Annotated in this window: 17 protein-coding genes and 2 pseudogenes; 6 read left to right on the top strand and 13 right to left on the bottom strand. The window is 67.1% G+C overall.

Features of this window, described 5'->3' with window-relative positions; genetic code table 11:
* Positions 1–26 precede the first annotated feature (26 nt).
* Positions 27–557, top strand: coding sequence for a TetR/AcrR family transcriptional regulator (locus B1790_RS13250; RefSeq protein WP_198951991.1), 531 nt, complete (start codon positions 27–29; stop codon positions 555–557).
* Between the two features lie 13 nt (positions 558–570).
* Here the strand turns inward: B1790_RS13250 and B1790_RS13245 are convergent, their stop codons facing one another.
* The 9 genes from B1790_RS13245 to B1790_RS13205 all read right to left on the bottom strand — a co-directional run bounded on the left by B1790_RS13245 (position 571) and on the right by B1790_RS13205 (position 11,222).
* A complete protein-coding gene (locus B1790_RS13245) occupies positions 571–2,034 on the bottom strand; it encodes an APC family permease (RefSeq protein WP_079923646.1) in 1,464 nt (487 codons plus the stop codon).
* 89 nt (positions 2,035–2,123) lie between these two features.
* A complete protein-coding gene (locus B1790_RS13240; protein ID WP_079923645.1) occupies positions 2,124–3,530 on the bottom strand; it encodes an aldehyde dehydrogenase family protein in 1,407 nt (468 codons plus the stop codon).
* Positions 3,531–3,560: 30 nt separating this feature from the next.
* Complete coding sequence (locus B1790_RS13235; RefSeq protein ID WP_198951997.1) at positions 3,561–4,679, bottom strand: NDMA-dependent alcohol dehydrogenase; 1,119 nt, start codon at positions 4,677–4,679, stop codon at positions 3,561–3,563.
* A 39-nt stretch (positions 4,680–4,718) separates the two neighbouring features.
* Entirely contained in the window at positions 4,719–5,516 is a 798-nt protein-coding gene (locus B1790_RS13230) for an HpcH/HpaI aldolase/citrate lyase family protein (protein ID WP_142271283.1), read from the bottom strand.
* Positions 5,501–6,286: a 2-oxo-hept-4-ene-1,7-dioate hydratase gene (hpaH, locus tag B1790_RS13225; RefSeq protein ID WP_079923643.1), complete on the bottom strand. Its 786-nt coding sequence runs from the start codon at positions 6,284–6,286 to the stop codon at positions 5,501–5,503. The genes B1790_RS13230 and hpaH overlap by 16 nt, the downstream gene beginning before the upstream one ends.
* A 22-nt stretch (positions 6,287–6,308) precedes the next feature.
* Positions 6,309–7,430 carry a 3,4-dihydroxyphenylacetate 2,3-dioxygenase gene (gene hpaD / locus B1790_RS13220; RefSeq protein ID WP_079923642.1) on the bottom strand — a complete coding sequence of 374 codons (1,122 nt, stop codon included), beginning with the start codon at positions 7,428–7,430 and terminating at the stop codon, positions 6,309–6,311.
* Between the two features lie 51 nt (positions 7,431–7,481).
* The gene (hpaE, locus tag B1790_RS13215) at positions 7,482–9,014 is read right to left on the bottom strand and encodes a 5-carboxymethyl-2-hydroxymuconate semialdehyde dehydrogenase (protein WP_079923641.1); all 1,533 of its coding nucleotides are present in this window, start codon (positions 9,012–9,014) and stop codon (positions 7,482–7,484) included.
* A gap of 19 nt (positions 9,015–9,033) precedes the next feature.
* On the bottom strand, positions 9,034–9,732 hold the full coding sequence (locus tag B1790_RS13210; RefSeq protein WP_079923753.1) for a GntR family transcriptional regulator: 699 nt from the start codon (positions 9,730–9,732) through the stop codon (positions 9,034–9,036).
* Positions 9,714–11,222: a fumarylacetoacetate hydrolase family protein gene (locus tag B1790_RS13205; protein WP_079923752.1), complete on the bottom strand. Its 1,509-nt coding sequence runs from the start codon at positions 11,220–11,222 to the stop codon at positions 9,714–9,716. Before B1790_RS13205 ends, B1790_RS13210 begins: the two co-directional genes overlap by 19 nt.
* Positions 11,223–11,360: 138 nt before the next feature.
* Between B1790_RS13205 and B1790_RS13200 the strand changes: the two genes are divergently transcribed.
* From B1790_RS13200 to B1790_RS13190, 3 genes are read left to right on the top strand one after another with little or no spacing between them, the layout of a single operon-like run.
* The gene (locus tag B1790_RS13200; protein ID WP_079923640.1) at positions 11,361–13,280 is read left to right on the top strand and encodes an FAD-binding monooxygenase; all 1,920 of its coding nucleotides are present in this window, start codon (positions 11,361–11,363) and stop codon (positions 13,278–13,280) included.
* Entirely contained in the window at positions 13,277–14,764 is a 1,488-nt protein-coding gene (locus tag B1790_RS13195) for an NAD-dependent succinate-semialdehyde dehydrogenase (RefSeq protein ID WP_233165090.1), read from the top strand. Before B1790_RS13200 ends, B1790_RS13195 begins: the two co-directional genes overlap by 4 nt.
* 60 nt (positions 14,765–14,824) lie before the next feature.
* Positions 14,825–16,741, top strand: coding sequence for a primary-amine oxidase (locus tag B1790_RS13190; protein WP_079923639.1), 1,917 nt, complete (start codon positions 14,825–14,827; stop codon positions 16,739–16,741).
* Between the two features lie 59 nt (positions 16,742–16,800).
* Here the strand turns inward: B1790_RS13190 and B1790_RS13185 are convergent, their stop codons facing one another.
* Positions 16,801–17,610 (bottom strand): MoaF C-terminal domain-containing protein, encoded by an 810-nt coding sequence (locus tag B1790_RS13185; RefSeq protein ID WP_079923638.1) that lies wholly within the window; start codon positions 17,608–17,610, stop codon positions 16,801–16,803.
* Here B1790_RS13185 and B1790_RS13180 point away from each other — a divergent pair.
* Positions 17,609–18,543: pseudogene (locus tag B1790_RS13180) on the top strand (LLM class flavin-dependent oxidoreductase); the annotation flags it as partial. The gene B1790_RS13185 and the pseudogene B1790_RS13180 overlap by 2 nt on opposite strands.
* A pseudogene (locus B1790_RS35865) lies at positions 18,520–18,639 on the top strand (hypothetical protein); the annotation flags it as partial. The pseudogenes B1790_RS13180 and B1790_RS35865, both read left to right, overlap by 24 nt.
* Positions 18,640–18,713: 74 nt before the next feature.
* Here B1790_RS35865 and B1790_RS13170 read toward each other — a convergent pair.
* The 3 genes from B1790_RS13170 to B1790_RS13160 all read right to left on the bottom strand — a co-directional run bounded on the left by B1790_RS13170 (position 18,714) and on the right by B1790_RS13160 (position 22,160).
* Entirely contained in the window at positions 18,714–19,703 is a 990-nt protein-coding gene (locus tag B1790_RS13170; RefSeq protein WP_233165089.1) for a D-glycerate dehydrogenase, read from the bottom strand.
* Positions 19,700–21,253: an FGGY-family carbohydrate kinase gene (locus B1790_RS13165; protein ID WP_079923636.1), complete on the bottom strand. Its 1,554-nt coding sequence runs from the start codon at positions 21,251–21,253 to the stop codon at positions 19,700–19,702. Before B1790_RS13165 ends, B1790_RS13170 begins: the two co-directional genes overlap by 4 nt.
* 64 nt (positions 21,254–21,317) lie before the next feature.
* The gene (locus tag B1790_RS13160) at positions 21,318–22,160 is read right to left on the bottom strand and encodes a class I fructose-bisphosphate aldolase (RefSeq protein ID WP_079923635.1); all 843 of its coding nucleotides are present in this window, start codon (positions 22,158–22,160) and stop codon (positions 21,318–21,320) included.
* Positions 22,161–22,193: the final 33 nt, after the last annotated feature.

Below are 22,193 nucleotides of genomic sequence, written 5' to 3'. Positions count from 1 at the left end.
GTTGTGGTGATGATGGATCTGGCTGCGTGCAGACCGCGGTGACGGCCGTCGCGAGAAAGGGCTTGCGCGGTCTCACGTTTCGCGCCGTGGCCGAGGAGGCTGGGGTGAACAACACCCTGATAGCCCATCACTTCGGGTCACGCGACAAGCTGCTGGAGGCTGCCCTCGAATGGAGCGTGGATCGCGCCATTGCCGGCGCCGATCTGTCGGAGTACGCGAGCGGCGCACCGGCGTTCAGGACCGCGTTGATCGAAAACGTGTTTTCCGAACCAGACTCCGCGGCGTTCCAGTACGAAATGATTCTGGAAGCCAGGAGGCGCCCGGAACTGCAGCCCGTAGTGCGAGAGCTGTACCGCAAATACGTCGACAGGATCGCAGCTGGCCGGCTCCGCGATGGTGAACCGGCCAGCGACGCCCTCAACCTGGCGCTGTTCGCCGCGCTCGACGGCCTCATGCTTCAATTCATCTGCGGTTCAATAACTGTCGATCAAGTCACCGATGCCGTCGACGCGTTGGCGAGCGTCGTAAACGGCGGCGCCGTGGTCGCGGACGACTGACGCGAGCTCGCCCTCAGACCAGCGCGGCCTGATAGTCGACTCCCGGGCGAATGAGGGCCCATATGTAGCCCGCGGCGGCGAACACCGGAATCAGGATCAGCAGCCACTTGGCGATGCCACCCTGGCCGCCGAGCAATGCGTCGTAGTTGGTGATCGCCAGGTAGGCGACGTAGCCGAACCCGACAATCGAGAGGATCGGGCCCAGCACCGTCACCCACAGATTCCGTTCGAGCTTCGTCCTCGCGAAGAAGGCCACCACCGACACCGAGGTCAGGATGAGGATGGCGATCAGCGCCACAGTCCCCAGCGACAGCAGCCAGCTGTAGGTGACCGTGATGGGGTCCGCGCCGGCGAGCTGGAAGGCGGCCAGGATGACGGTCAGCAAGACTCCGACGCCCAGCGCAGCAGCGGTGGGGGTGCCCTTGCTGCTTGCCGTTCCCAGACGAGCGGGCAGGACGTGCGCGCGGCCCAAGGCGTAGACATAGCGAGCGAACATGTTCTGGAATCCGATGAGCATCGCGATGAAGCTGGTCACCACGAGCACCTCCATCGAGGTGCTCAGCCAGCCTCCGACCTCCCGCTCGGCGATGGCGAACACGAAACCGGCGGGATCGGCGGTGGCGGCGGCCTGAACGGAGTCGTTCCCCGCCGCGTTGCCGAGCGCCCAGGCGGTGAGTGCGTAGAACCCGCCGATGAACGCGATCGATCCGTAGACCGCACGGGGGATCGTTCGACGAGGGTTCTTGGCCTCTTCGGAGAACACCACCGTCGCCTCGAATCCGGTGAAACACGAGAAGGCGAACAGGAACGCCACTCCGAGCCCGGGGCCGACGAGGTCGGAGGGGTTGAAGGCCGCGAACGAGTTGCCCGACGGGCCGCCACCGCCGACGATGATCGCGACGTCGAGCACGACGAAGACGGCGATTTCGAGTGCTACCAACACTCCAAGCACCTTGAGGCTGAGGTCGATCCCCAGCATGACCAGGCCGGTCACTGCGAAGAGCGCGACGAACATGATCACCCACGGCGGAACCTCGACGCCCAGCTTGTCTGCGACCAAGGATTGCGCGAAGACCGAGAATTGGGACCACAGCGCCGCCTGCAAGGTGCCGTAGAACAAGATCGCCAGCGCGGCGCCGGCGGTCGCGACTCGCGCGCCGAGGCCCTGGGCCATGTACGCGACGAAGCCGCCGGCGTTGGTGATGTGTCGGCTCATCGCCACGTAACCCACGGAGAACACCGCGAACAGCAGTGCGGCCAACAGGTACACCATCGGCGTCGTGGGCCCCTGGACGGAGAACACGATCGGCGATGCGCCCACGATTGCCGCCATGGGCGCGACCGCGGCGACGACGAAGAAGATGATCGCCCCGGCCCCGAGGTGGCCGGGCCGCAGGCCCGCCCGATCGGAGTCGTGCGTTGAAACCGGCTGTGCGCCTGCGTCTTCGCTGGCTGGCGACGTTTCGAGGTTGGACATTGACGACTCCGAGGTTGGGGTAGACGGCTGTTGTGTGGGAGTGGGTGGGCGGGTGGTGTTGCAGGCTTGGGGCGTTCCGAACGCGGGCGTCAGCCGCTGATCACCTGCGGCACCGAGACACCCTTGAGTCCCTCGACACCGAATTCGAGTCCGTAGCCTGACTTCTTCACTCCGCCGAAGGGAATCATCGGATGGATGCCACCGTGGGAGTTGATCCACACCGTGCCGGCCTGAAGGCGAGCGGCCACCGCGCGGGCGGCGTCCTTGTCGGCCGACCACACGGAGGCGCCGAGGCCCACGTCCAGACCGTTGGCCATCGTGACGGCCTGGTCGACGTCGTCGTATCGGATGATGGGGAGTGCAGGCCCGAACTGCTCCTCGGTGACCAGCGGATTCCCGTCGTCGACGTCGGCGACCAAGGTCGTGGGGTAGAAGTTGCCGACGGCCTCGTGGTCGGGCGTACCGCCGAGCAACACCCGTGCGCCCGAGCCCTTGGCGGCGTCGACCAGCTTGGACACGATGTCGTACTGCTGCCGATTCTGAAGTGGACCAAGCACATTCGCCTCGTCGAGCCCGCGGCCCATCGGCATCGCCTTGGCGACATCGACGAGTGCGGCGCACACGTCGTCGTAGACGTCGGCGTGCACGTATAGACGTTTGAGAGCCGCACACGTCTGACCGGTGTTGATGAAGGCACCCCAGAACAAGTCCTCGGCGATCGCGCGTGGGTCGACGTCGGGAAGGACAATGCCCGCGTCGTTGCCGCCGAGTTCCAAGGTGAGGCGCTTCACCGTGTCCGCCGACGCCCTGATGATGGCCTGTCCGGTCGCGGTCGACCCGGTGAACATCAGCTTGCCGATGTCGGGATGGCTCGACATGCGGGCACCGATGTCGCCCTTGCCGGCCACGACTTGCAACACGTCGACGGGAAGAGCGCCGTTCATGACGCCGACCAGAGCCAGCACGCTCAGCGGGGTGTACTCCGACGGCTTCACCACGACGGTGTTGCCCATCCGCAGCGCGGGCGCGATCTGCCACATCGTGATCATCATGGGCCAGTTCCACGGGCCGATCGCCCCGACGACACCGACTGGCCGGTAATGCATTTCGGCGTGGTCGGTGTCGTCGTCGACGAGCACCTCGCCGGGCAAGGGGGTGTCGGCGGTCGCCCGCAGCCACTTGGCACACGCACCCACTTCGAAGCGTGCGTTGGGCCCGTTGAGCGGCTTGCCCTGCTCGCGTGACAGGAGTTCGGCCAACGGTTCGGCGGCCGCGTCGATCGCGTCGGCGGCGCGCAGCAGCAGCGCCACGCGGTCCTCGTCGGTCAACCCGGCCCAGGCCGGCTGTGCGTCGCGGGCGCGGGCGACCGCGGCGTCGAGATCGGCGACGGTGCGGAACCGAACCCGACCGACGACCTCGCCGGTGGCGGGATCGACGATCTGGTCGCCGGCGGTGTCGGTGACGTCCTCGAGCAGAGATGCGTAGGTGACCGTCATGGTGGGTCCTTCCAGGAGGCTAGGGCGATTTCAATCAAAGGTGATGACGCCGCGGATGTTCGTGCCCGCGTGCATGTCGTCATAGGCTTCGGCGACCTGATCGAGGGTGTACTCCGTGGTGATCAGTTCGTCGAGCTTGAGCTGTCCGGCGAGGTACATCCGGGCCAGATTCGGGATGTCTCGACGCGGATTGGCTTCGCCGAAGAGCGATCCCTGTAGACGCTTCTGCATCAGGGCCAGGTCGCCGAGCAGAATGGGCGCGCCGGCAGCGGTGATGTCGCCGAGTCCGGTGAGGACGACGGTGCCTGCCTTGCGGACCGACGCCAACGCCTGGGCGACGTGGTCGCCGTCGACGACGCCGATGGTCACGATGGTGGCGTCGGCGCCCTGGCCGTTGGTGATCGAGCGGGCGTAGTCGGCTGCCTCGTCGATCGTGGCGTAGGCGTGGGTGGCGCCAAAGGTCTTGGCCTGCTCCAACTTGTACGGCACCGGGTCGACCGCGATGACCGCGGTGGCCCCGGCGTGTACGGCGCCCTGCAGCGCGTTGGCACCGATGCCGCCGATGCCCATCACGATGACGGTGTCCCCGGGTTGCACGCGAGCAGAGTTGACGGCCGAACCCCAACCGGTCGGCACCCCGCAGCTCAACAACGCCGCCTGCTTCAGCGGCAGTGCCGGGTCCACCTTGACGACGGAAGCGGTTGACGCCGTGGTGTAGTCGCTGAACGTCGAGATGCCGCACTGTTGGCCGACGGGAGCACCGTCGAGGTGCATCCGGAAGCTCGTCGTGTCCTCCGCCCTGGCGCCGGTGAGCAACGACGCGCCAAGGTCGCAGAGGTTCGACATGCCACGGGCGCAGAACTCGCAGCGTCCGCAGGCAGGCAGGAACGAGAACACGACGTGGTCGCCGATCGCGTAACCGGGGGTGTCGGGGCCCACCGCGGTGATGACACCGGATCCTTCGTGACCGCCGGCAAACGGATAGATGCCCACCGGCACGTCTCCCGTGGCGGCGTGGTCGTCGGAGTGGCAGAGCCCGGCCGCGGCGAGTTTGACGGTGACCTCGTTCTGCCGAGGGTCGTCGAGGTCGACGGTCACCGTCTCATACCGGCCGGGTGCCTGCCGGATGACCGACGTGCGCGTCTTCATTGACATGCGTTGAGTCCTCTCATTGAAATGAAGTCATCTTCAATAGCTTTCGCGATGGCCGTCACCGGAGACGAACTGTGCGGCAAGCGCTTCGGATCCGCGTGCGAGCAGTGCGACGTCGGCACCCACCAGCACGAACGATGCGCCGGCCTTCACGTAGTTCCTGGCCTGTTCGGCCACGAAGGCGTTGACGCCGATGAACTTTCCGGTCGGCAGCACGTCGGTGAAGGCCTGCTCGACCCGTGCGACGACGTCGGGGTGGGTCTGCTGACCCAAGAGTCCCATGGAGGCGGCCAGGTCGCTGGGGCCGAGGAAGACGCCGTCGATGCCGGGGGTTTCGGCGATGGCCCGCGCGTTGTCCACGCCCTCGGTGGTTTCGATCTGGACGAACACCGAGACGTGCGTGGCGCCGTCGAGCAGGTAGCCCTCGACTCGGTTCCAGCGCGCCGAGCGAGCCAGCGCGCTGCCGACGCCGCGGATGCCGGCGGGCGGATACTGTGCGGCGGCGGCCACGGTGCGAGCCTGTTCCGCCGTCGAGACCATCGGCACGAGGATGGTCTGGGCGCCGAGGTCGAGTACCTGCTTGATGACGACGGCGTCGCCCGACGGCACCCGGACCACGGGTGTGGTCGGGTATCCGGAGACCGCATGAAGTTGTGCGACAACCGATTCCAAGCCGTTGGGCACGTGCTCCATGTCGACCAGTACCCAGTCCAGTCCCGAACCGGCCATGATCTCGGCCGACGTCGGCGACCCCATGCAGATCCACCCGCCGTACAGGGGGCCGGTGGCAGCGGCCAGCGCGTCGCGCAGGGTTCCGTTCAGACGAAGCGGCACGAGATCGTTCCCATCGGTCCGTAGTCGGCGAGCACGGTGTCGCCCTGATGCACCCACATGGGACGGGTGAACGATCCGGCGAGGACCACCTCTCCGGCTTCCAGTCGGTCGCCGTGCTGGGCCAGCTTGTTGGCCAGCCACGCCACCCCGGTCGCGGGATGGTTCAGCACGGCGGCGGCGACGCCGGACTCCTCGATCGTCTCGTTGCGATAGAGCAGCGCGGCAACCCAGCGCAAGTCGACGTCGCCGATCCGAGTTGGGTTGCCGCCGTAGACCAGTCCACCCGTGGCGGCGTTGTCGCTGATGGTGTCGACGATGGTGCGCCCCGCCATCTCGATCCGCGAGCTGAGGATCTCCAGCGCGGGCACGACGTACTCCGTGGCGCGGAGAACGTCGAAGATCGTGGCGTTCGGGCCGTCGATCGGGGCGCCGAGGACGAAGGCCAATTCGACCTCGATGCGGACGTTGGAGAAGCGGTCGTGCTCGATCACCGCGCCGTTGTCGAAGACCATGTCGTCGAAGATCGCGCCGTAGTCGGGCTCGGTGATGCCGGTGGCCATCTGCATCACCTTGCTGGTCAGTCCGATCTTGCGGCCGACGAGACGGCGACCGGCCGCCAAACCGCGGCGGCGCCACTCGTTCTGGACGGCGTAGGAATCCTCGACGGTCATGTCGGGGTAGCGCGCCGTCAGCAGTGGCACCGTGGTTCGGTCCCGCTCAGCGGTCGCCAACTCGTCGGCGATGGCCGTGATGGTCTTGGCGGATAGCATCTTTTCTCCTTGGAAGTGGTTGTCAGAGCTGGGCGCCGAGCTTGTACTCGCCCTTCTTCCAGTCAGGCATGTCCTCGTCGCTCGGGCGGGTGTAGGAGAAGCCGTCCGCACCGATGGTGACGTCGATCTCGCGGGCATCCGTGCGGGCCTTCACCGGCTGAGGATTGCCGTCGAGGTCCAAGACGAGCGAGGCGTCGGTGTACCAGCTCGGCACCACCGGGGTGCCCCACCAGTCGCGGCGCTGGTTGTCGTGCACGTCCCACGTGACGACCGGGTTGTCGGGGTCGCCGGTGTAGTAGTCCTGGGTGTAGATCTCCACGCGGTGACCGTCGGGGTCGCGCACGTAGAGGTAGAACGCGTTGGACACGCCGTGGCGGCCTGGACCGCGCTCGATGCGGTCGGACATGCGCAGCGCGCCCATCTTGTCGCAGATGGCGATGATGTTGTGCTTCTCGTGGGTGGCGAACGCGACGTGGTGCATGCGGGGTCCGTCGCCACCGGTCATGGCGGTGTCGTGGACGGTGGGCTTGCGCCGCATCCAGGCGGCGTAGACGGTACCGTCGTCGTCCTGGATGTCCTCGGTCACGCGGAAGCCGAGGTCTTCCATGTAGGCGACGGCCTTGGGCACGTCGGGGGTGACCTGGTTGAAGTGGTCGAGGCGCACCAGCGCGCCCGGGGTGTAAAGGTCGTAGCGCCACGCGAGGCGTTCGACGTGGTCGACGTCGTAGAAGAACTCGTACGGGAAGCCCAGCGGGTCCTCCACGCGCACCGAATCGCCGATGCCGTTGGTGAAGCCCTCGGCGCGACGCTCGACGCGGCAGCCCAGCTCGGTGTAGAAGGCGACGGCCTTGTCGAGATCCTCGGGCGTACGGACCCGGTAGGAAAAGACGGCCACACCGGCGACCGGTCCCTGGCGCAACACCAGGTTGTGGTGGATGAACTCTTCGAGCGAACGGAGGTAGACGGCGTTCTCGTCTTCCTCGGTGACGTGCAGGTCCAGCACGTCGACGTAGAAGTTACGCGACCGCGCCAGGTCGGTCACCACCAATTCCATGTAGGCGCAGCGCAATACGTCTGGTGGGGGAGAGGATGGCGTGGCGATGCGCTGTCTGGCGAGTTCGGGCGATTCCGGCGTCGTGGTCATGGTCGGTGTCCTTCGAGGTGGTCGGGGAAGTGTCGCTGGTGTGACTGTCGCTCAATGGCTTTCGTGGCTGGGCTTGCCGAAGGTGGGGTTGTGCACCTTGCCGAGGGTGATGTGGACGGCCTGCTGATCGGTGTAGAAGTCGATCGACCGGTAGCCCCCCTCGTGTCCGAGCCCGGATGCCTTGACCCCGCCGAACGGCGTCCGCAGATCGCGAACGTTGTTGGAGTTCAGCCACACCATGCCCGCTTCGATGTTCTGCGAGAAGTTGTGCGCTCGCTTCAGGTCGTTGGTCCAGACGTAGGCGGCCAGCCCGTACTTCGTGTCGTTGGCCAGCGCGAGGGCCTCCTCGTCGGTGTCGAACGGGGTGATCGCGACGACGGGACCGAAGATCTCCTCCTGGAAGATGCGCGCGGTCGGCGCCACGTCGGCGAATACGGTGGGAGCGATGAAGTTTCCGTCGGGGAAGCCGTCCGGGCGGCCACCGCCGGCCACCAGCCGAGCCTCGGTCTTGCCGATCTCGACGTAGCTCATCACCTTGTCGTAGTGCTCGGGGTGGACGAGCGCGCCGACCTCGGTCTTCGGGTCGTGCGGGTAGCCGACGACGACCCGCTTGGCCTGCTCGGCGTAGCGCGTGACGAACTCGTCGTAGATGGAGCGCTCGACCAGGATGCGGCTGCCCGCGGTGCACCGTTCGCCGTTGAGGGAGAAGACGCCGAAGATCGTTGCGTCGATGGCGGCGTCGAGGTCGGCGTCGGCGAACACGATCGCCGGACTCTTGCCGCCGAGTTCCATCGACAGTCCCTTGAGGAACGGTGCGGCGTTTCCGAAGATCAGTTGGCCCGTGCTGCTTTCGCCGGTGAACGAAATCAGCGGCACGTCAGGGTGTTTCACCAGTGCGTCGCCGGCGTCCTCGCCGAGTCCGTTGACGAGGTTGAACACGCCCGCGGGTAGCCCGGCCTCCTCGAAGATGCCCGCCCACAACGACGCGGACAGCGGCGTGAACTCGGCGGGTTTGAGCACGACGGTGTTACCGGTTGCCAAGGCCGGTCCCAGCTTCCAGGACTCGAGCATGAACGGCGTGTTCCACGGCGTGATCAGGCCTGCCACGCCGATCGGCTTGCGGTTGACGTAGTTGATCTGGCGTCCGGGCACCTTGTAGGTGTCGTCGGCCTGCGCGACGACGAGATCGGCGAAGAAGCGGAAGTTCTCCGCGGCTCGGCGGGCCTGACCGAGCGCCTGGGTGATGGGCAGCCCGGAGTCGAAGGACTCTAGTTCGGCCAGCCGCGCGTCGCGCGACTCCACGATGTCGGCGATCCGGTGCAGGATACGGGAGCGTTCGCGCGGCAGCATGCGAGGCCACGGGCCGTCTGTGAAGGCGGTTCGCGCAGCGGCGACGGCCAGCTCGACGTCGGCCATCTTGCCTGCGGCGGCCGTCACGTACGTCTCGTTGGACACGGGATCCAGCACGTCGAACGTGTCGCCGTCCAGGGAGTCGACGAAGGCGCCGCCGATGTAGTGCTGCAAGTGGTTTGGCAGATCGGCGGGCACGTGGCGGGCAGCTGTCGAGGTAACGGTGTCGGTCATCGTTGCTCCATTCGAGGGGTTAGGCCGGGAGGCCGTAGTCGTCGCGGTCGGGATGTTCGTGGGCCAGGTAGGCGTCGAGAGTGGCGGTGCGGTGGCGCCGGGCGGCGTCTTCGATCTCCTGCAGCGGTGCGCCGGCTTCGATGAGGTCGACGATGGTGCCGTGCTCGCACACCGATTCGTGCGCGCGGCCGGGAACGAAGGAGAAGGTGGACGAGCGCAGGTGGCCAAGGCGGGCCCATTCGGCCTGCACCAAGGTCACCATGCGGGCGTTGACGCACTTGGTGAACAGGGTGGCGTGGAATTCCTGGTTGAGACTGGTGAACAGCAGGGGGTCGAAGTGGTCGAGCGTGGCGATCATGCGCTCGTTGATCGCGCGCGCCTGCTGCAGGTCGGCTGCGGTGAGTCGGCGTGCGGCCAGGGCGGTCGCGGCGCCTTCGAGGACGCTCAGGGCCACCATGCTGTCGCGGTACTGCGCCTCGTCGACCATCGCCACCTGCGCGCCCACGTTGTGCTCGAAGGTCACGAAGCCCTCGGCCTCGAGCTGCCGGATCGCCTCACGCACGGGAACGACGCTCATGTCGAGTTCCTTGGCGATCGCGCCGAGCACCAGCCGGTAGCCGGCGGTGTATTCGTTGGCGGTGATGCGTTCTTTGATCCACTGATATGCCTGCTGCGACTTACTCTGCCGCACGGCAGGTTTCACCGACTCACTCGCCATTGGGCATACCTCTTCTTCCACTCGGCGTTCGGCGGAAAGAGCCCGTCGACGGGATGGCCAGCGGCGACCTGTTCGGCGATCCAGCCGTCCTGGACTTCCTGCTCGAGCGCCGCGTCGGCGACCTCCTCGGCCAGCCCGGGCGGAATGACGATGACGCCGTCACCGTCGCCCACGATGACGTCCCCGGGCTGCACCGTCGCCCCGCCGCAGGCGATGGTGAGATCGAAGTCCCACGGCACGTGCCGGCGTCCGAGGACGGCGGGATGGGCGCCTGCGGTGAAGACCGGAAGCCCAATCGCCACGACCGCGTCGAAGTCGCGCACGCCGCCGTCCGTGACGACACCCGCGGCTCCACGCGCCTTGGCGCGCAGCGCAAGGATGTCGCCGAGGGTGCCCGAGCCGGTCTCCCCGCGGGCCTCGATGACGATGACCTCTCCTGGCTTCACGGCGTCGAACGTCCGTTTCTGTGCGTTGTAGCCACCGCCGTGCGACGTGAACAGATCTTCGCGGTTGGGGACGAAGCGCAGAGTCTTCGCCGTGCCCACCAACTTGGTGCCCGGCGCGATGGCCGACACCCCGTCGATCGACACGTTGTTCAGGCCCCGTTTGCGCAGCTGTTGTGACAGTCCGGCGACGGGTACCGAAAGGAGCTTGCGGCGAAGCTCGTCGGTGAGTGTGGGAGTTTCGGCAGAAAGGCCTGCGGCCTCGCGAGATCCCCATGCCTCGGCCCGTTGGTGGTCGTCGACGCTGGGTAGGGAACCCACGGCGGGGTCGAACTCGGTGTTGCCGTTGACGACCGTGGTGCTCAGACGACCCGAGGACGGAGCGCCCGGCGCCGTCGGGGCGTCGACCTCGACGTCCACGACGTCGCCGGGGACGACGACCGACGAGCCGGCCGGTGTCCCGATGAGGATGACGTCGCCGGTCTCGAGGGTGAAGTGCTGCGACAGGTCGGCCACCAACTGAGCGCAGGGGAACAGCAGCGTCTCCGAGGTGTCGTCCTGTACCAGTCGGCCGTTGACCCAGGTGCGCAGGCGGAGCGCGGCGGGATCCACGGTGCGGGCGTCGATCACGTTGGGCCCCAGGGGGGTAAACCCGTCGCGGCCCTTGGAGCGGACGTTCGAGCCCTTGTCGTTGGCACGCAGGTCGTACAGACCGAAGTCGTTGGCGGCGGTGACCCCTGCGACGTGATCCCAGGCGTCGGCGATCTGCACATGGCGCGCGGGAGTGCCGATCACCAAGGCGATTTCGCCCTCGAAGGCCAACAACTCGGTACCAGCCGGTCGCTCGACGGTGTCACCGGTCGACGCCACCGAGCTGGACGGCTTGAAGAAGTAGGAGGGGTTCGCCGGCCGTCGCCCGCGCTGATCGGCGCGCGACGTGAAGTTCAGGTGAATCGCGACGATCTTGCCCGGAGCGAGAACGTGGTTCTGGGGGGTCACGCTGCGTCGTCCATCCGCTCTTGCATCATATTTGAAATCGTATATCATCTGTGACGTGGATCGCAAGCAGTTTTCACGGTGCCCCACAGCACAGCGGGTGGGCAGTCGAATGCGGGACTTCGTGGACGCGTCACCCCACGAAGCGGACCCGTCGAGTCCAATCCGAATGATGACGAGAGGCTGAGCATGCAGTTCCACCACCACGGATACGTGTCCGGCGACCCCCGTGTTCAGCCGGCGGCCGGAGTCGGCCTCGACCGCCCCGACGATCTGCCCGAGCACGTCGACGTCCTCATCGTCGGCACCGGTCCCGCCGGGATGATCGCCGCCGCGCAACTGTCTCAGTTCGCGAACATCACCACTCGAATAGTGGAACGTCGGCCGGGGCGCCTTGCAGTCGGACAGGCCGACGGCATCCAGGCGCGAAGCGTCGAGACGTTTCAAGCCTTCGGATTTGCCGAACAGATAGTCACCGAGGCCTACCGCATCACCGAAATGGCTTTCTGGAAGCCGGATCCCGACGATCCGTCGCGCATCGTGCGGACGGCCCGTACTCAAGACGACACGACCGGCATCAGCGAGTTTCCGCACCTGATCGTCAACCAGGCCAGGGTGCTCGACCACTTCGCCGAGGTGATGGCCAACTCTCCGACCCGGATGCGTCCGGACTTCGGACTCGAGTTTCGCTCCCTAGAGGTCGACCAGGACGCCGACTACCCGGTGACGGTGACCCTGGCGCACACGTCGGGCGACGAGGTCGGCGACACGCGTAAGGTCCGCGCGAAGTACGTCGTCGGCGCCGACGGGGCCCGCAGCGCCGTCCGCGACGCCATCGGATGCACACCCAAGGGCGACAAAGCCTTCCACGCCTGGGGCGTCATGGACACACTCGCCGTGACCGACTTTCCCGACATCCGCACCAAGTGTGCCATCCAATCCGGCACCGGCGGCAGCATCCTGCTGATCCCGCGCGAGGGCGGCTACCTGTTCCGGATGTACGTCGACCTGGGCGAGGTGCCCGAAGACGACAACGGCAAGGTCCGCACCACCAGCATCGAGCAGATCATCGCCAACGCCAACGAGATCCTGCACCCCTACACGCTCGACGTCCGCGACGTGGCCTGGCACAGCGTGTACGAAGTCGGACACCGGGTCACCGACCGGTTCGACGACGTCACCCCCGAGGACATCGGCCTGCGCACACCCCGCATCTTCATCACCGGCGACGCCTGCCACACCCACAGCGCCAAGGCCGGCCAAGGCATGAACGTCTCGATGCAAGACGGCTTCAACATCGGGTGGAAGCTCGGCCACGTCCTCGACGGACGCAGCCCCGAATCGCTTCTGTCGACGTATTCCAGTGAGCGCCAGGTGATCGCGCAGAACCTCATCGACTTCGACAAGCAGTGGTCGCACATGATGGCCAAGCGCCCCGAGGACTTCGACTCACCGTCCGAACTCGAGGACTTCTACGTCAAGACCGCCGAGTTCCCCGCCGGATTCATGACCCAGTACCAACCGTCGATGATCGTCGCCGCGCCGGCCCACCAGCTGCTCGCCGAGGGCTTCCCCATCGGCAAGCGTTTCAAGTCCGCACCCGTGATCCGTGTCGCGGACGGCAATCCCGTCCACCTTGGCCACCACCACCGCGCCGACGGGCGTTGGCGGATATACGCATTCGCCGGACCGACCGGGGCAGCGGGCGCTCCGGTGCTCGATGAGTGGGCGGACTGGTTGGCGAACTCACCGGACTCGCCGGTGGTCGCCTACACCCCGAAGGACGTCGACGTCGACGCCATCCTCGACGTGAAGGTGATCTATCAGCAGGCCCACGTCGACGTCGACCTGGCCACCGTGCCCCCGATCTTCCTGCCCCGAGTGGGTCCGCTGCACCTGGTCGACTACGAGAAGGTGTACGCCGCCCAGCCGGGCGCCGACATCTTCGACGCCCGCCAAATCGACCGCCGCGGCGTCGTCGTCGTCGTCCGGCCCGACCAGTACGTCGCCCACGTGCTGCCACTGACCGCGACGAGCGAGCTGGCCGACTTCTTCGGCGACGTCTTCATCCCGCAGTACACCGCCCACCTGACGAAGGACTACGCGTGACCGCCATCCGAGAACAGGTCGCTAAAGACCGAGACCTGCTCGCCGCCGTACCGCACGAGCTCCTCATCGCCGGCGCCTGGCGGCCGTCGAGTTCGGCTGCGACGCTTGACGTCTACGACCCTGCCACCGGTGAGGTGATCAAGCAGATCGCCGACGCCACCCCCGCCGACGGGATGGCCGCCTTGGCGGCCGCAGACGACGCCGCGCAGTCGTGGGCCGGCACCAGCGCACGGCAGCGAGCCGACATCCTGCTCCGGACCTTCGACATCGTCCAGGAACGCAAGGAGGACTTCGCCCTCCTGATGAGTCTGGAGATGGGCAAGCCGCTGGCCGAGGCGCGCGGTGAGGTGGCCTACGGTGGCGAATTCCTGCGCTGGTTCAGCGAGGAGGCGACGCGCATTCAGGGCCGCTACGGGGCGAATCCCGAAGGCACCGGCCGCATGATCGTCACGCAGCACCCGGTGGGACCGTGCTTCCTCATCACCCCGTGGAACTTCCCGCTGGCCATGGCCACTCGCAAGATCGCCCCCGCCCTGGCCGCGGGCTGCACGGTCGTCGTCAAGCCGGCCGCGCTCACGCCGTTGACCACGCTGTTGCTCGCCGACGTGCTGCAACAGGCCGGGCTGCCCGACGGTGTGCTCAACGTCGTCACCACCTCGAAGTCCTCCGCCCTTTCCGCGCCGATCATCGCCGATCCGCGGCTGCGCAAACTGTCCTTCACCGGCTCCACGCCCGTCGGCCAGCGCCTGCTCGAGCAGGCGGCCAAGGGGGTGCTCCGCACGTCGATGGAACTGGGCGGCAACGCACCGTTCGTCGTGTTCGACGACGCCAACCTCGACGACGCCGTCGACGGGGCGATCGCGGCCAAGTTCCGCAACATCGGCCAAGCATGCACCGCCGCAAACCGATTCATCGTGCACCGCTCCGTGCTCGAGGAATTCACCCGACGCGTCACCGAGCGGGTCGACGCGTTCACCGTGGGACGCGGCACCGAACCCGGCGTGACGATCGGTCCCCTGATCGACGACGCCGCGGTGGCCAAGGCCGAGGCGTTGGTTTACGACGCCGTTGGCCGCGGTGCCACCGTCACCACCGGCGGCACCCGGATCGATCGGCCCGGCACCTTCTTCGCACCGACCGTCCTCGCCGACGTCGCCGCCGACAGCGACCTCCTTCGGGAGGAGATATTCGGGCCGATCTTGGCCATCGCACCGTTCGACGACGAGGACGAGGCCGTCGCCCTGGCCAACGACACCGAGTACGGGCTGGTCTCCTACGTCTACACCGAGGATCTCCGCCGCGGCCAACGCATGATCGAACGAATCAACACCGGCATGATGGGTCTCAACGTCGGTGTCGTCTCCAACGCCGCGGCGCCCTTCGGAGGCTGGAAGATGTCCGGCCTCGGACGAGAAGGCGGAGCCGAGGGCATCCACGAGTATCTGCAGACCAAGTACACCCTGACGCCGGTGCCCTTCGCCTGATCGATTGCCCGTCAACACAATCAGCCACCGAATCCCCTCCAAAGTGAAGGACCACCGACCATGACGAGCCTGTCATCGCACACGACCCATCCGCTGGCCATGACGACCACCGACGACGTGCTGGCCGTGCGTCGGATACTGAGCGAGGCGGGCCTGCTCGGCGACGCTTCTCGGATCGCGTACCTCGGCCAGGATGAGCCCACCCCGGCCGACTTGGAGTCGGGGACCGTCGACCGCCGGTTCCGCGTGATGATCCAGGACATCGGCAGCGGGGTCGGTACCGACGTCGTCGTGTCGACCGGGTCCGGCACAGTGGCGTCGTCGAAGACGTTGAATGCTGCCACCGACGGTCAACTTCCGGTGTTGACTCACGAGTTCGAATCCGTCGAGAGAATCCTCGCCACTGACCCTCGATGGCTGGCGTCGCTGTCCGCCCGCGGCCTCGAGGTCAGTCAGGTCAGGGTGGCACCGCTGTCTGCGGGATTCTTCGACCACCCGAACGAGGCCGGCCGACGAATATTGCGCGGGTTGGCCTTTCGGCAGGACCATCCGGCCGACCATCCCTGGGCCCACCCCATCGACGGCCTCGTCGCCTTCGTCGACGTCACCGAGGAAGTCGTCGTCGACCTCATCGACATGGGGCCGGTGCCCATCCCGGAGGCGTTGGGAAACTTCAACGATCCCGAGGTGACCGGACCACCGCGAACTACGCAGAAGCCCATCGAGATCACCCAACCGGAGGGGCCTAGTTTCACGTTGGACGGCAACCTCCTGTCCTGGGAGAAGTGGCAGGTCCGCGTCACCTTCGACGCACGCGAGGGCGTGGTCCTGCATCAGCTCGGTTTCGCCGACGGTGAGGAACAGCGCCCGATCGTCTTCCGTGGGTCGGTGGCCGAAATGGTGGTGCCCTACGCGGACCCCTCACCAATCCGTGACTGGCAGAACTACTTCGACACCGGTGAATACCTCATCGGCCAGATGGCCAACAGCCTGCGCCTGGGCTGCGACTGTCTCGGTGACATCACCTATCTCGACGCCGTCGTCGCCGACCAGTTTGGCAACCCCCGCACCATCGGCAACGCGATCTGCATCCACGAAGAGGACTACGGAATCCTGTGGAAGCACCGCGACGACTGGGCGGGGTCCGACAGCACGAGACGCCAACGCCGACTGGTCATCTCGTTCTTCGCCACCGTGGGCAACTACGACTACGGGTTCTACTGGTACCTGTACCTCGACGGCACCATCGAACTGGAGGCCAAGGCCACCGGCGTCGTCTTCACCTCGGCCTACCCGGGGCCCGGACGCACGGAGAACCCGTACGCCAGCGAGATCGCGCCGGGCTTGGGTGCGCCGTTCCATCAGCACCTGTTCTGCGCACGACTGCACATGCAAGTGGACGGTGCCGCCAACACCGTCGTCGAAAAGAACGTCGTCCGCGTGCCGATAGGGGAGGGCAACCCGCACGGCAACGCGTGGACGACGTCGGAGACCCCGCTGCGCACCGAAGAGGAAGCGCAACGCGTCGCGGATCGCTCGACCGGACGGGTGTGGAACATCGTCAACCCCAACAAGCGCAACGCCGTTGGGAAGCCCGTTGCCTACAGCCTTCATCCCGAGGGCAACCCACTGCTGCTCGCGGCGGACGAATCGTCGATCGCGCGGCGAGCGGCCTTCGCGACCAAGCACCTGTGGGTGACGCCCTTCGACGAGTCGCAGCGCTACCCCACCGGGGACTACGTCAACCAGCATCCCGGCGGAGCCGGGCTCCCTGCCTTCACCGCAGCCAACCGTTCCGTGGAGAACACCGACCTCGTCGTCTGGCATACCTTCGGCCTGACGCACACGCCTAGGCTCGAGGATTGGCCGGTCATGCCCGTCGACTACACCGGGTTCAAGATGAAGCCGGACGGATTCTTCGACCGCAACCCCACCCTGGACGTGCCGGCATCCAAGGGGCACTGCAGCGGGACGTAAAACGCAGCGCGCCGACTGCGAGTGCCCAAGGGCACTCGCAGTCGGCGCGGCGAGCAGGACTAGCGGAAGTCGTAGCGGTCGGGGTACACCGTGTTGGACAGCAGGCGTCCATGGGCACCGAAGGTGAAGTGCTCGGTGGTGGAGTTGTCGCCGTTCAGGCCGAAAAGTGCTCCGTGAGCGCGAAATTCGCGATGGTCGGCAACCGTCACCGCGGCACATGGGATGACCTTCTCGCGCCAGGCGAACAGGTAGATGCCCTTGCGCACCTTGTAGTAGGTGGCGGCGTCGGTGTCGGCAAGGCGAGCTTCCGGTCCGGCCAGGCACTGGAATGTGTACCACTGCGACGACACGTAGACGTGCTCATAGGCGTGCACCTTGCTGTACTCCCACAGCATCCGTCGGCCGATGAGGTCGTTGGACGGAGCTGGCGGATCGCCGACGGGCTGCATACCGGTGAGCGTGCCGACGCGGAAGTCCTGGGTGATGACCGTCGGTCGCTGGTCGAGCGGACCAACTACGGAGGCCACGTGCAACACGTGTCCACGCTCGACGTCGAAGATGACCGCGGTTGCCACGGCAGGATCGTGCTGGTGGTGGATGTTGACAAGGTAGAGACCGTCGTCGACGAGCAGCGCCTCGTAGGTGTCGGTGTGCTGCTCATCGCCGGAGGTCCACTGCACGGTGTCCGCGCCGGTGAAGTCGTACCGTAGGACTTGACCGTCGCTGAATGCGACTTCCAGAGCGGTGCTCGCCAGGGCGTCGGTGGGTGTCTGCTTGTATTCGTCGAATCCGGGCTCCAAGCCGTCCAGCGGCAGCCAGGTGCTGGTGTCCTCCTGGTTGGCCGACGGTGCGGTCGTGGCGTCGTTCATGTCGTGGTCCTCTCATGACGGCGGCGTGCGGATCCACGCGCCCTTGATCGCAGCCATTCCTGGCAGTGGTGTGGAGTTCAGCGTTACGCCCCGATTCTCCGCGCTGAGCCACCGAAAGCTGTTGTGTGCGCGTGCAGAGAAGTTGTCGTTGCGCGCACGAGCCGTCGTATACCACCCGCACTCAGCGCGCCTCCCCGACCTCCCCGACTACGTCTCCGACGGCCGCTACATCCTCGGATTGGGAGCATTGGGACCGCAGGCGATCGAGGGTTTTCACGGAGTCTCCTACGACGCTCCGATCGGGCGCACCAGGGAGGTCGTCGACATATGCCAGGCGGTGTGGTCCCGGGAGCGGCTGCAGTACGACGGCAAGCACTATCAGATTCCGTTGCCCGCCGATCGGGGAATGGGGTTGGGCAAGTCAATCAAGCTCATCAATCATCCTGTCCGCGAACGAATTCCGTTCTTCTCGCAGCCCTGGGGCCCAAGAACGTCGAACTGGCCGCTGAGATCGCCGAAGGGTGGCAGCCCATCTTCTTCCTGCCGGAGAAGGCGGAGCAGGTGTGGGGTCAGCCGCTGGTCATCGGAGACGACGTCGACGGCCGGCGCGAGTGGGTCAAGCCCCACCTTTCGCTCTACATCGGCGGGATGGGCGCCAAGGAGAAGGACTTCGATCACACGCTGGCCGTCAAAAACGGTTATGGCGCCGAGGCCGACCGCATCCAGGAGTTGTACCTGGCCGGCGAGAAGGAGCTGGCCACCAAGGCCGCGCCCGATGCGCTGGTGCGCGCCGTGTCACTGATCGGTTCGGCAGGCTTCGTGAAGGAGCGTGTCGCGGCGTCTCGCGAGGCCGGCGTCACCGTCTTGAACGTCGTTCCTTCGGCCGTCACGGCTGCCGAACGTGTGAAGCTGGTCGAGGAACTGCGCGCACTCTGCAGATTACGTGCGTCGCCTCGGCCGGAGGACTGGCCGAGCATGCCGTGCGAATACGTGGGGTTCACGCTGAAGCCGGTCGGGTTCTTCGACCGAAACCCGTCGCTGGACGTGCCGCCACATCATCCGGAATGCCCTGTCATTGACGACCGACTGGTGCCGGCTCCTCGTCAGCGCACCGGAGTCAGGGGAGCGTTCCCCGACAACACGGCCGCGACGTTGTCGACGGCGAGGATGCCCATGGTGTCGCGGGTCGCCTCGCCTGCGCTGGCGGTGTGGGGAGTCAGCACGAGGCCCGGGGTGTCCAACAGCGCCGGGTTGACCGCAGGTTCGCCCTCGAAGACGTCCAGTGCGGCGCCACGTATTTGGCGCCCGTGAAGGGCGGCCATCAACGCGGCCTCGTCGACCACGCCGCCGCGGGCGGTGTTGATCAGATACGCGGTGGGCTTCATCGCCTCGAGCGCTGACGCGTCGATCAAGTGTCGCGTCTGGGGCGTCAGCGGCGTGTGGACCGTGACCACGTCGCTGTCGCGCAGCAGGGTGGCCTGGTCGACGAACGTGACGCTGTCCTCGACGGTGCCGGGGGTGCGACTGCGCGACGACGCGACGACCGTCATGTCGAAGGCGTGTGCGCGGCGAGCCACGGCCGCGCCGATGCGCCCGTAGCCGAGGATTCCGAGGGTGGCACCGGCACTGACGTCGAGGCCCACCAGCATCCTCGGCCCCCACACCCACGGCTCCTGGCTGCGAATCAGCCTGTCACCCTCGGTGATTCGACGGGTGGCGGCAAGGATCAGGGCGAAGGTGTGGTCGGCGGAGGCCCGGTCGAGCACGCCGGGGGTGTTGGTGACGGTCACGCCGGCGGCCTCGGTCGCCGCCAGGTCGACGTTGTCGTACCCGACCGCGACGTTGGCGATCACCTTCAACTGCGGGCCTGCCGCGGCGAGCAGTGCGGCGTCGACGCGCTCGGTCAGGGTGATGACGGCGGCGCCCGCACCCGCGATGCCCGCCTCGAGCTCGGAGCGCGTGGGTGGCGCCTCCGACCCGACCCGCAGCGGCGCGCCCAGCGAATGAAGGTGACTCATCGCGCGGTCGGTGAGAAGTCGTGACAGGTAGATCATCCCGGTGACGGGACGGGCGGTTACGGGCGACGCGGTCACGTGAGGACCCTTCCGGTCTGGGTGCGGTATGGCAGTTGGGAGGCGGACGGAGGTGGTTGCACGGACTCGTCCAGGGTGCTGGGCGGCGGTGTCCCCGTGACGCTCGACCAGACCTGTCGGTAGCGCTGCCAGCGGTCGGCCACGGTGTCGCGCCATTCGGGTCGCGGCGTCACCAGCCGAGCACGTGGGGGAGCCACGACGGTGCCCTCCAGCACCTCGACGCACATCGCCGCGGCCCCGATGGCGGGAAGGTGGCTTTCGTCGACCACCAGGATGTCGCGGTCCAGCGCGTCGGCGAGCAGTTGCGGGAGCTCGGGCTCGAAGCCGAATGCGCCACTGGCGTAGAGGGTCCGCTGTTGGTCGCCGATGCAGGACTCGACGATGAGCCGGTCGGCGAACAGCACTCCTTCGACGACACCGCGGGCGGCAGCCGCAGACGCGGGATCGGGGATGTCACCGAGGAGCGCGGTTCGCGGTTCGGCGAACCACAGCGGACCTCGTTCTGGTCGCGTGTGCGGAACGAACACCGGGGCATCCGGCACCTCCGCGGGTCGGGCCTGAAAGGCCGTTCCCACCAACGCTTCGACGGCAATGTCACCACGCCCGTAGCCGAGCAGTTCCGCCCCTTCCGCCAACGCGTCGCCGCCGTTGATGACCCCGTTGATGAGCCAGCGGCCGGCATGGACGTCCACCCGTTGCAGAGCCTTCGCGCGAAAGTCCGGCGCGTCAAGCGCATTGGACACCACGTGCGTGGTCCCCATGATGAGCAGCGGACGACCACCCGGCTCGGTGCCAAGTGCGTAGGAGGCGGCGGGGGTGTCACCCGATCCGACCATGACGGGAACGCCGGATGGCAGCCCCAGCGTCGCCGCGGCTGTGGCACGCAGCGGGCCGAGCACGCTCAGCGACGGCCGCACCGGAGGGAGATGTCGTTCGGGAATCCCGAGTTCGTGCAGGACTTCGGTCAGCCAGCGGCACGACCCGTCCGTGCTTGCCATCAAGCCGGTGTAGGACGCCTGGGTGGGGTCGATGGCTCGCTCTCCGGTGAGCCACTGTCCCAGCCACGTGCCGGCGAGCCCGAAAGTGGTTGCCGCCGAAACGGCCTCAGGTTCGATGAGCTGCAACAATCGGTGAGCAGCACCCATCGCCGTGGCGGGCATCAGGTGGTTGCCGACCAGACGACGACCTTCGGGGTCGAGCGCCGCGATCAGCTGCGCGGTGGGCTCGACCAGTCCCGGATGATCCCAGGTGACGCCCGCGGCCAACGGGTGGCCGTCGTCGTCGAGCAGCAGAGCGGTCGGACAGTGGGTGTCCATTCCGACGCCTCGGACGGTCGCGGTGTGCGGGGCCAAGGCGAGCACCGCAGCGGTGATGCTGGTCCGCCATGCCGACGGGTCGGCCCGCCCGGCCCCCGCACCGCGTGCTGCGGGATGCGGAACCCGAGACCGGGCGACGACCGTTCCGTCGGAGGCCAAGACCACCGCCTTCGTGGCGGACGTACCGACGTCGATTCCGAGGTAGGCCGCCTCGGCGGCGTGCTGATCAGGCATATCGGAACCCACTCCTTCGGGGGTCGCGCACGTGTCGATTCGGCGGTGGAACAGGGGGTTTCGGTCAATCGAGCAGCTTGGCCGCAACCTCGGGGCTGTCGCCACCGTGGATGACGGCCTTGAGCGCGGCGACCATCTTGCCGGGCTCCGGTGCCTGCCAGATGTTGCGGCCGGCGGTCATTCCGTGAGCGCCGGCCTCGACGACGGAGGCCGCCTGCTTGAGCACGTCCAGCGGGCTCTCGGCGGGTGCACCACCGGCTGCGACGACGATGGCCGGGGTGCCCTCGACGACCTTGGCGAACTCGGAGGTGGATCCGGTGTACCAGGTCTTGACGATGTCGGTGCCCAGTTCGGCCGCGGCGCGGGAGGCGTAGAGGACCGATTCGGTGGAACCCTTGCGGTCGCCCCACATCTCGCCGGACGGGTAGGCGTGGCACACGACGGGGAGTCCCCAGGTGTGGGCCTCTTCCACGACGCGGGTGAGCATTTCGAACATCGCGACCTGGTTGGATGACCCGGCCGAGATGCCGACGGCGACGGCGTCCGCGCCCAACCGCACGGCGTCCTGCACGGTCGCGATCGTCGCGTCGTAGGTGGGGTGGAACTCCACGGAGAACATGGACGCCTTGAGGATCCACGGCATCGGCGAGCGGTTGCCGCCGAGCAGCGGGCCTGCGAGGCCCTTGGTGATGGTGACGGCGTCCGGCTCGCCCTCGGCGATGCTGGCGAACGTGGAGCCGATCGTGGCGAGCCTCGGTGCGACGCCCCGGGGCACGGCCTGGTCGAGCGCGACGGTGACGGTGCGGCCGTCGGCGGCGAAGAGCCTGCGCAGCCGCAGGTTTCGGCCAAGCGCGGCAGTGGTTCCGGTCGGGTTGACGTCGAACGCGGGTGTGAAGGTGGCGGTCATCGTGGGTACTGCTCCTTTGGGTGGTGGGACGGG

It is taken from the genome of Mycobacterium sp. AT1, assembly GCF_002043095.1.
Taxonomy (GTDB): domain Bacteria; phylum Actinomycetota; class Actinomycetes; order Mycobacteriales; family Mycobacteriaceae; genus Mycobacterium.
This window is presented reverse-complemented; position numbering and strand designations above follow the sequence as displayed.

Coding starts and splice junctions, on each gene's coding strand:
- hpaE (WP_079923641.1), bottom strand. CDS start 9,014: ATGACCGACACCGTTACCTCGACAGCTGCCCGCCACGTGCCCGCCGAT.
- B1790_RS13165 (WP_079923636.1), bottom strand. CDS start 21,253: ATGCCTGATCAGCACGCCGCCGAGGCGGCCTACCTCGGAATCGACGTC.
- B1790_RS13200 (WP_079923640.1), top strand. CDS start 11,361: ATGCAGTTCCACCACCACGGATACGTGTCCGGCGACCCCCGTGTTCAG.
- hpaD (WP_079923642.1), bottom strand. CDS start 7,430: ATGACCACGACGCCGGAATCGCCCGAACTCGCCAGACAGCGCATCGCC.
- B1790_RS13240 (WP_079923645.1), bottom strand. CDS start 3,530: ATGACGGTCACCTACGCATCTCTGCTCGAGGACGTCACCGACACCGCC.
- B1790_RS13245 (WP_079923646.1), bottom strand. CDS start 2,034: ATGTCCAACCTCGAAACGTCGCCAGCCAGCGAAGACGCAGGCGCACAG.
- B1790_RS13190 (WP_079923639.1), top strand. CDS start 14,825: ATGACGAGCCTGTCATCGCACACGACCCATCCGCTGGCCATGACGACC.
- B1790_RS13185 (WP_079923638.1), bottom strand. CDS start 17,610: ATGAACGACGCCACGACCGCACCGTCGGCCAACCAGGAGGACACCAGC.
- hpaH (WP_079923643.1), bottom strand. CDS start 6,286: ATGCTATCCGCCAAGACCATCACGGCCATCGCCGACGAGTTGGCGACC.
- B1790_RS13205 (WP_079923752.1), bottom strand. CDS start 11,222: ATGATATACGATTTCAAATATGATGCAAGAGCGGATGGACGACGCAGC.
- B1790_RS13235 (WP_198951997.1), bottom strand. CDS start 4,679: ATGAAGACGCGCACGTCGGTCATCCGGCAGGCACCCGGCCGGTATGAG.
- B1790_RS13160 (WP_079923635.1), bottom strand. CDS start 22,160: ATGACCGCCACCTTCACACCCGCGTTCGACGTCAACCCGACCGGAACC.
- B1790_RS13210 (WP_079923753.1), bottom strand. CDS start 9,732: ATGGCGAGTGAGTCGGTGAAACCTGCCGTGCGGCAGAGTAAGTCGCAG.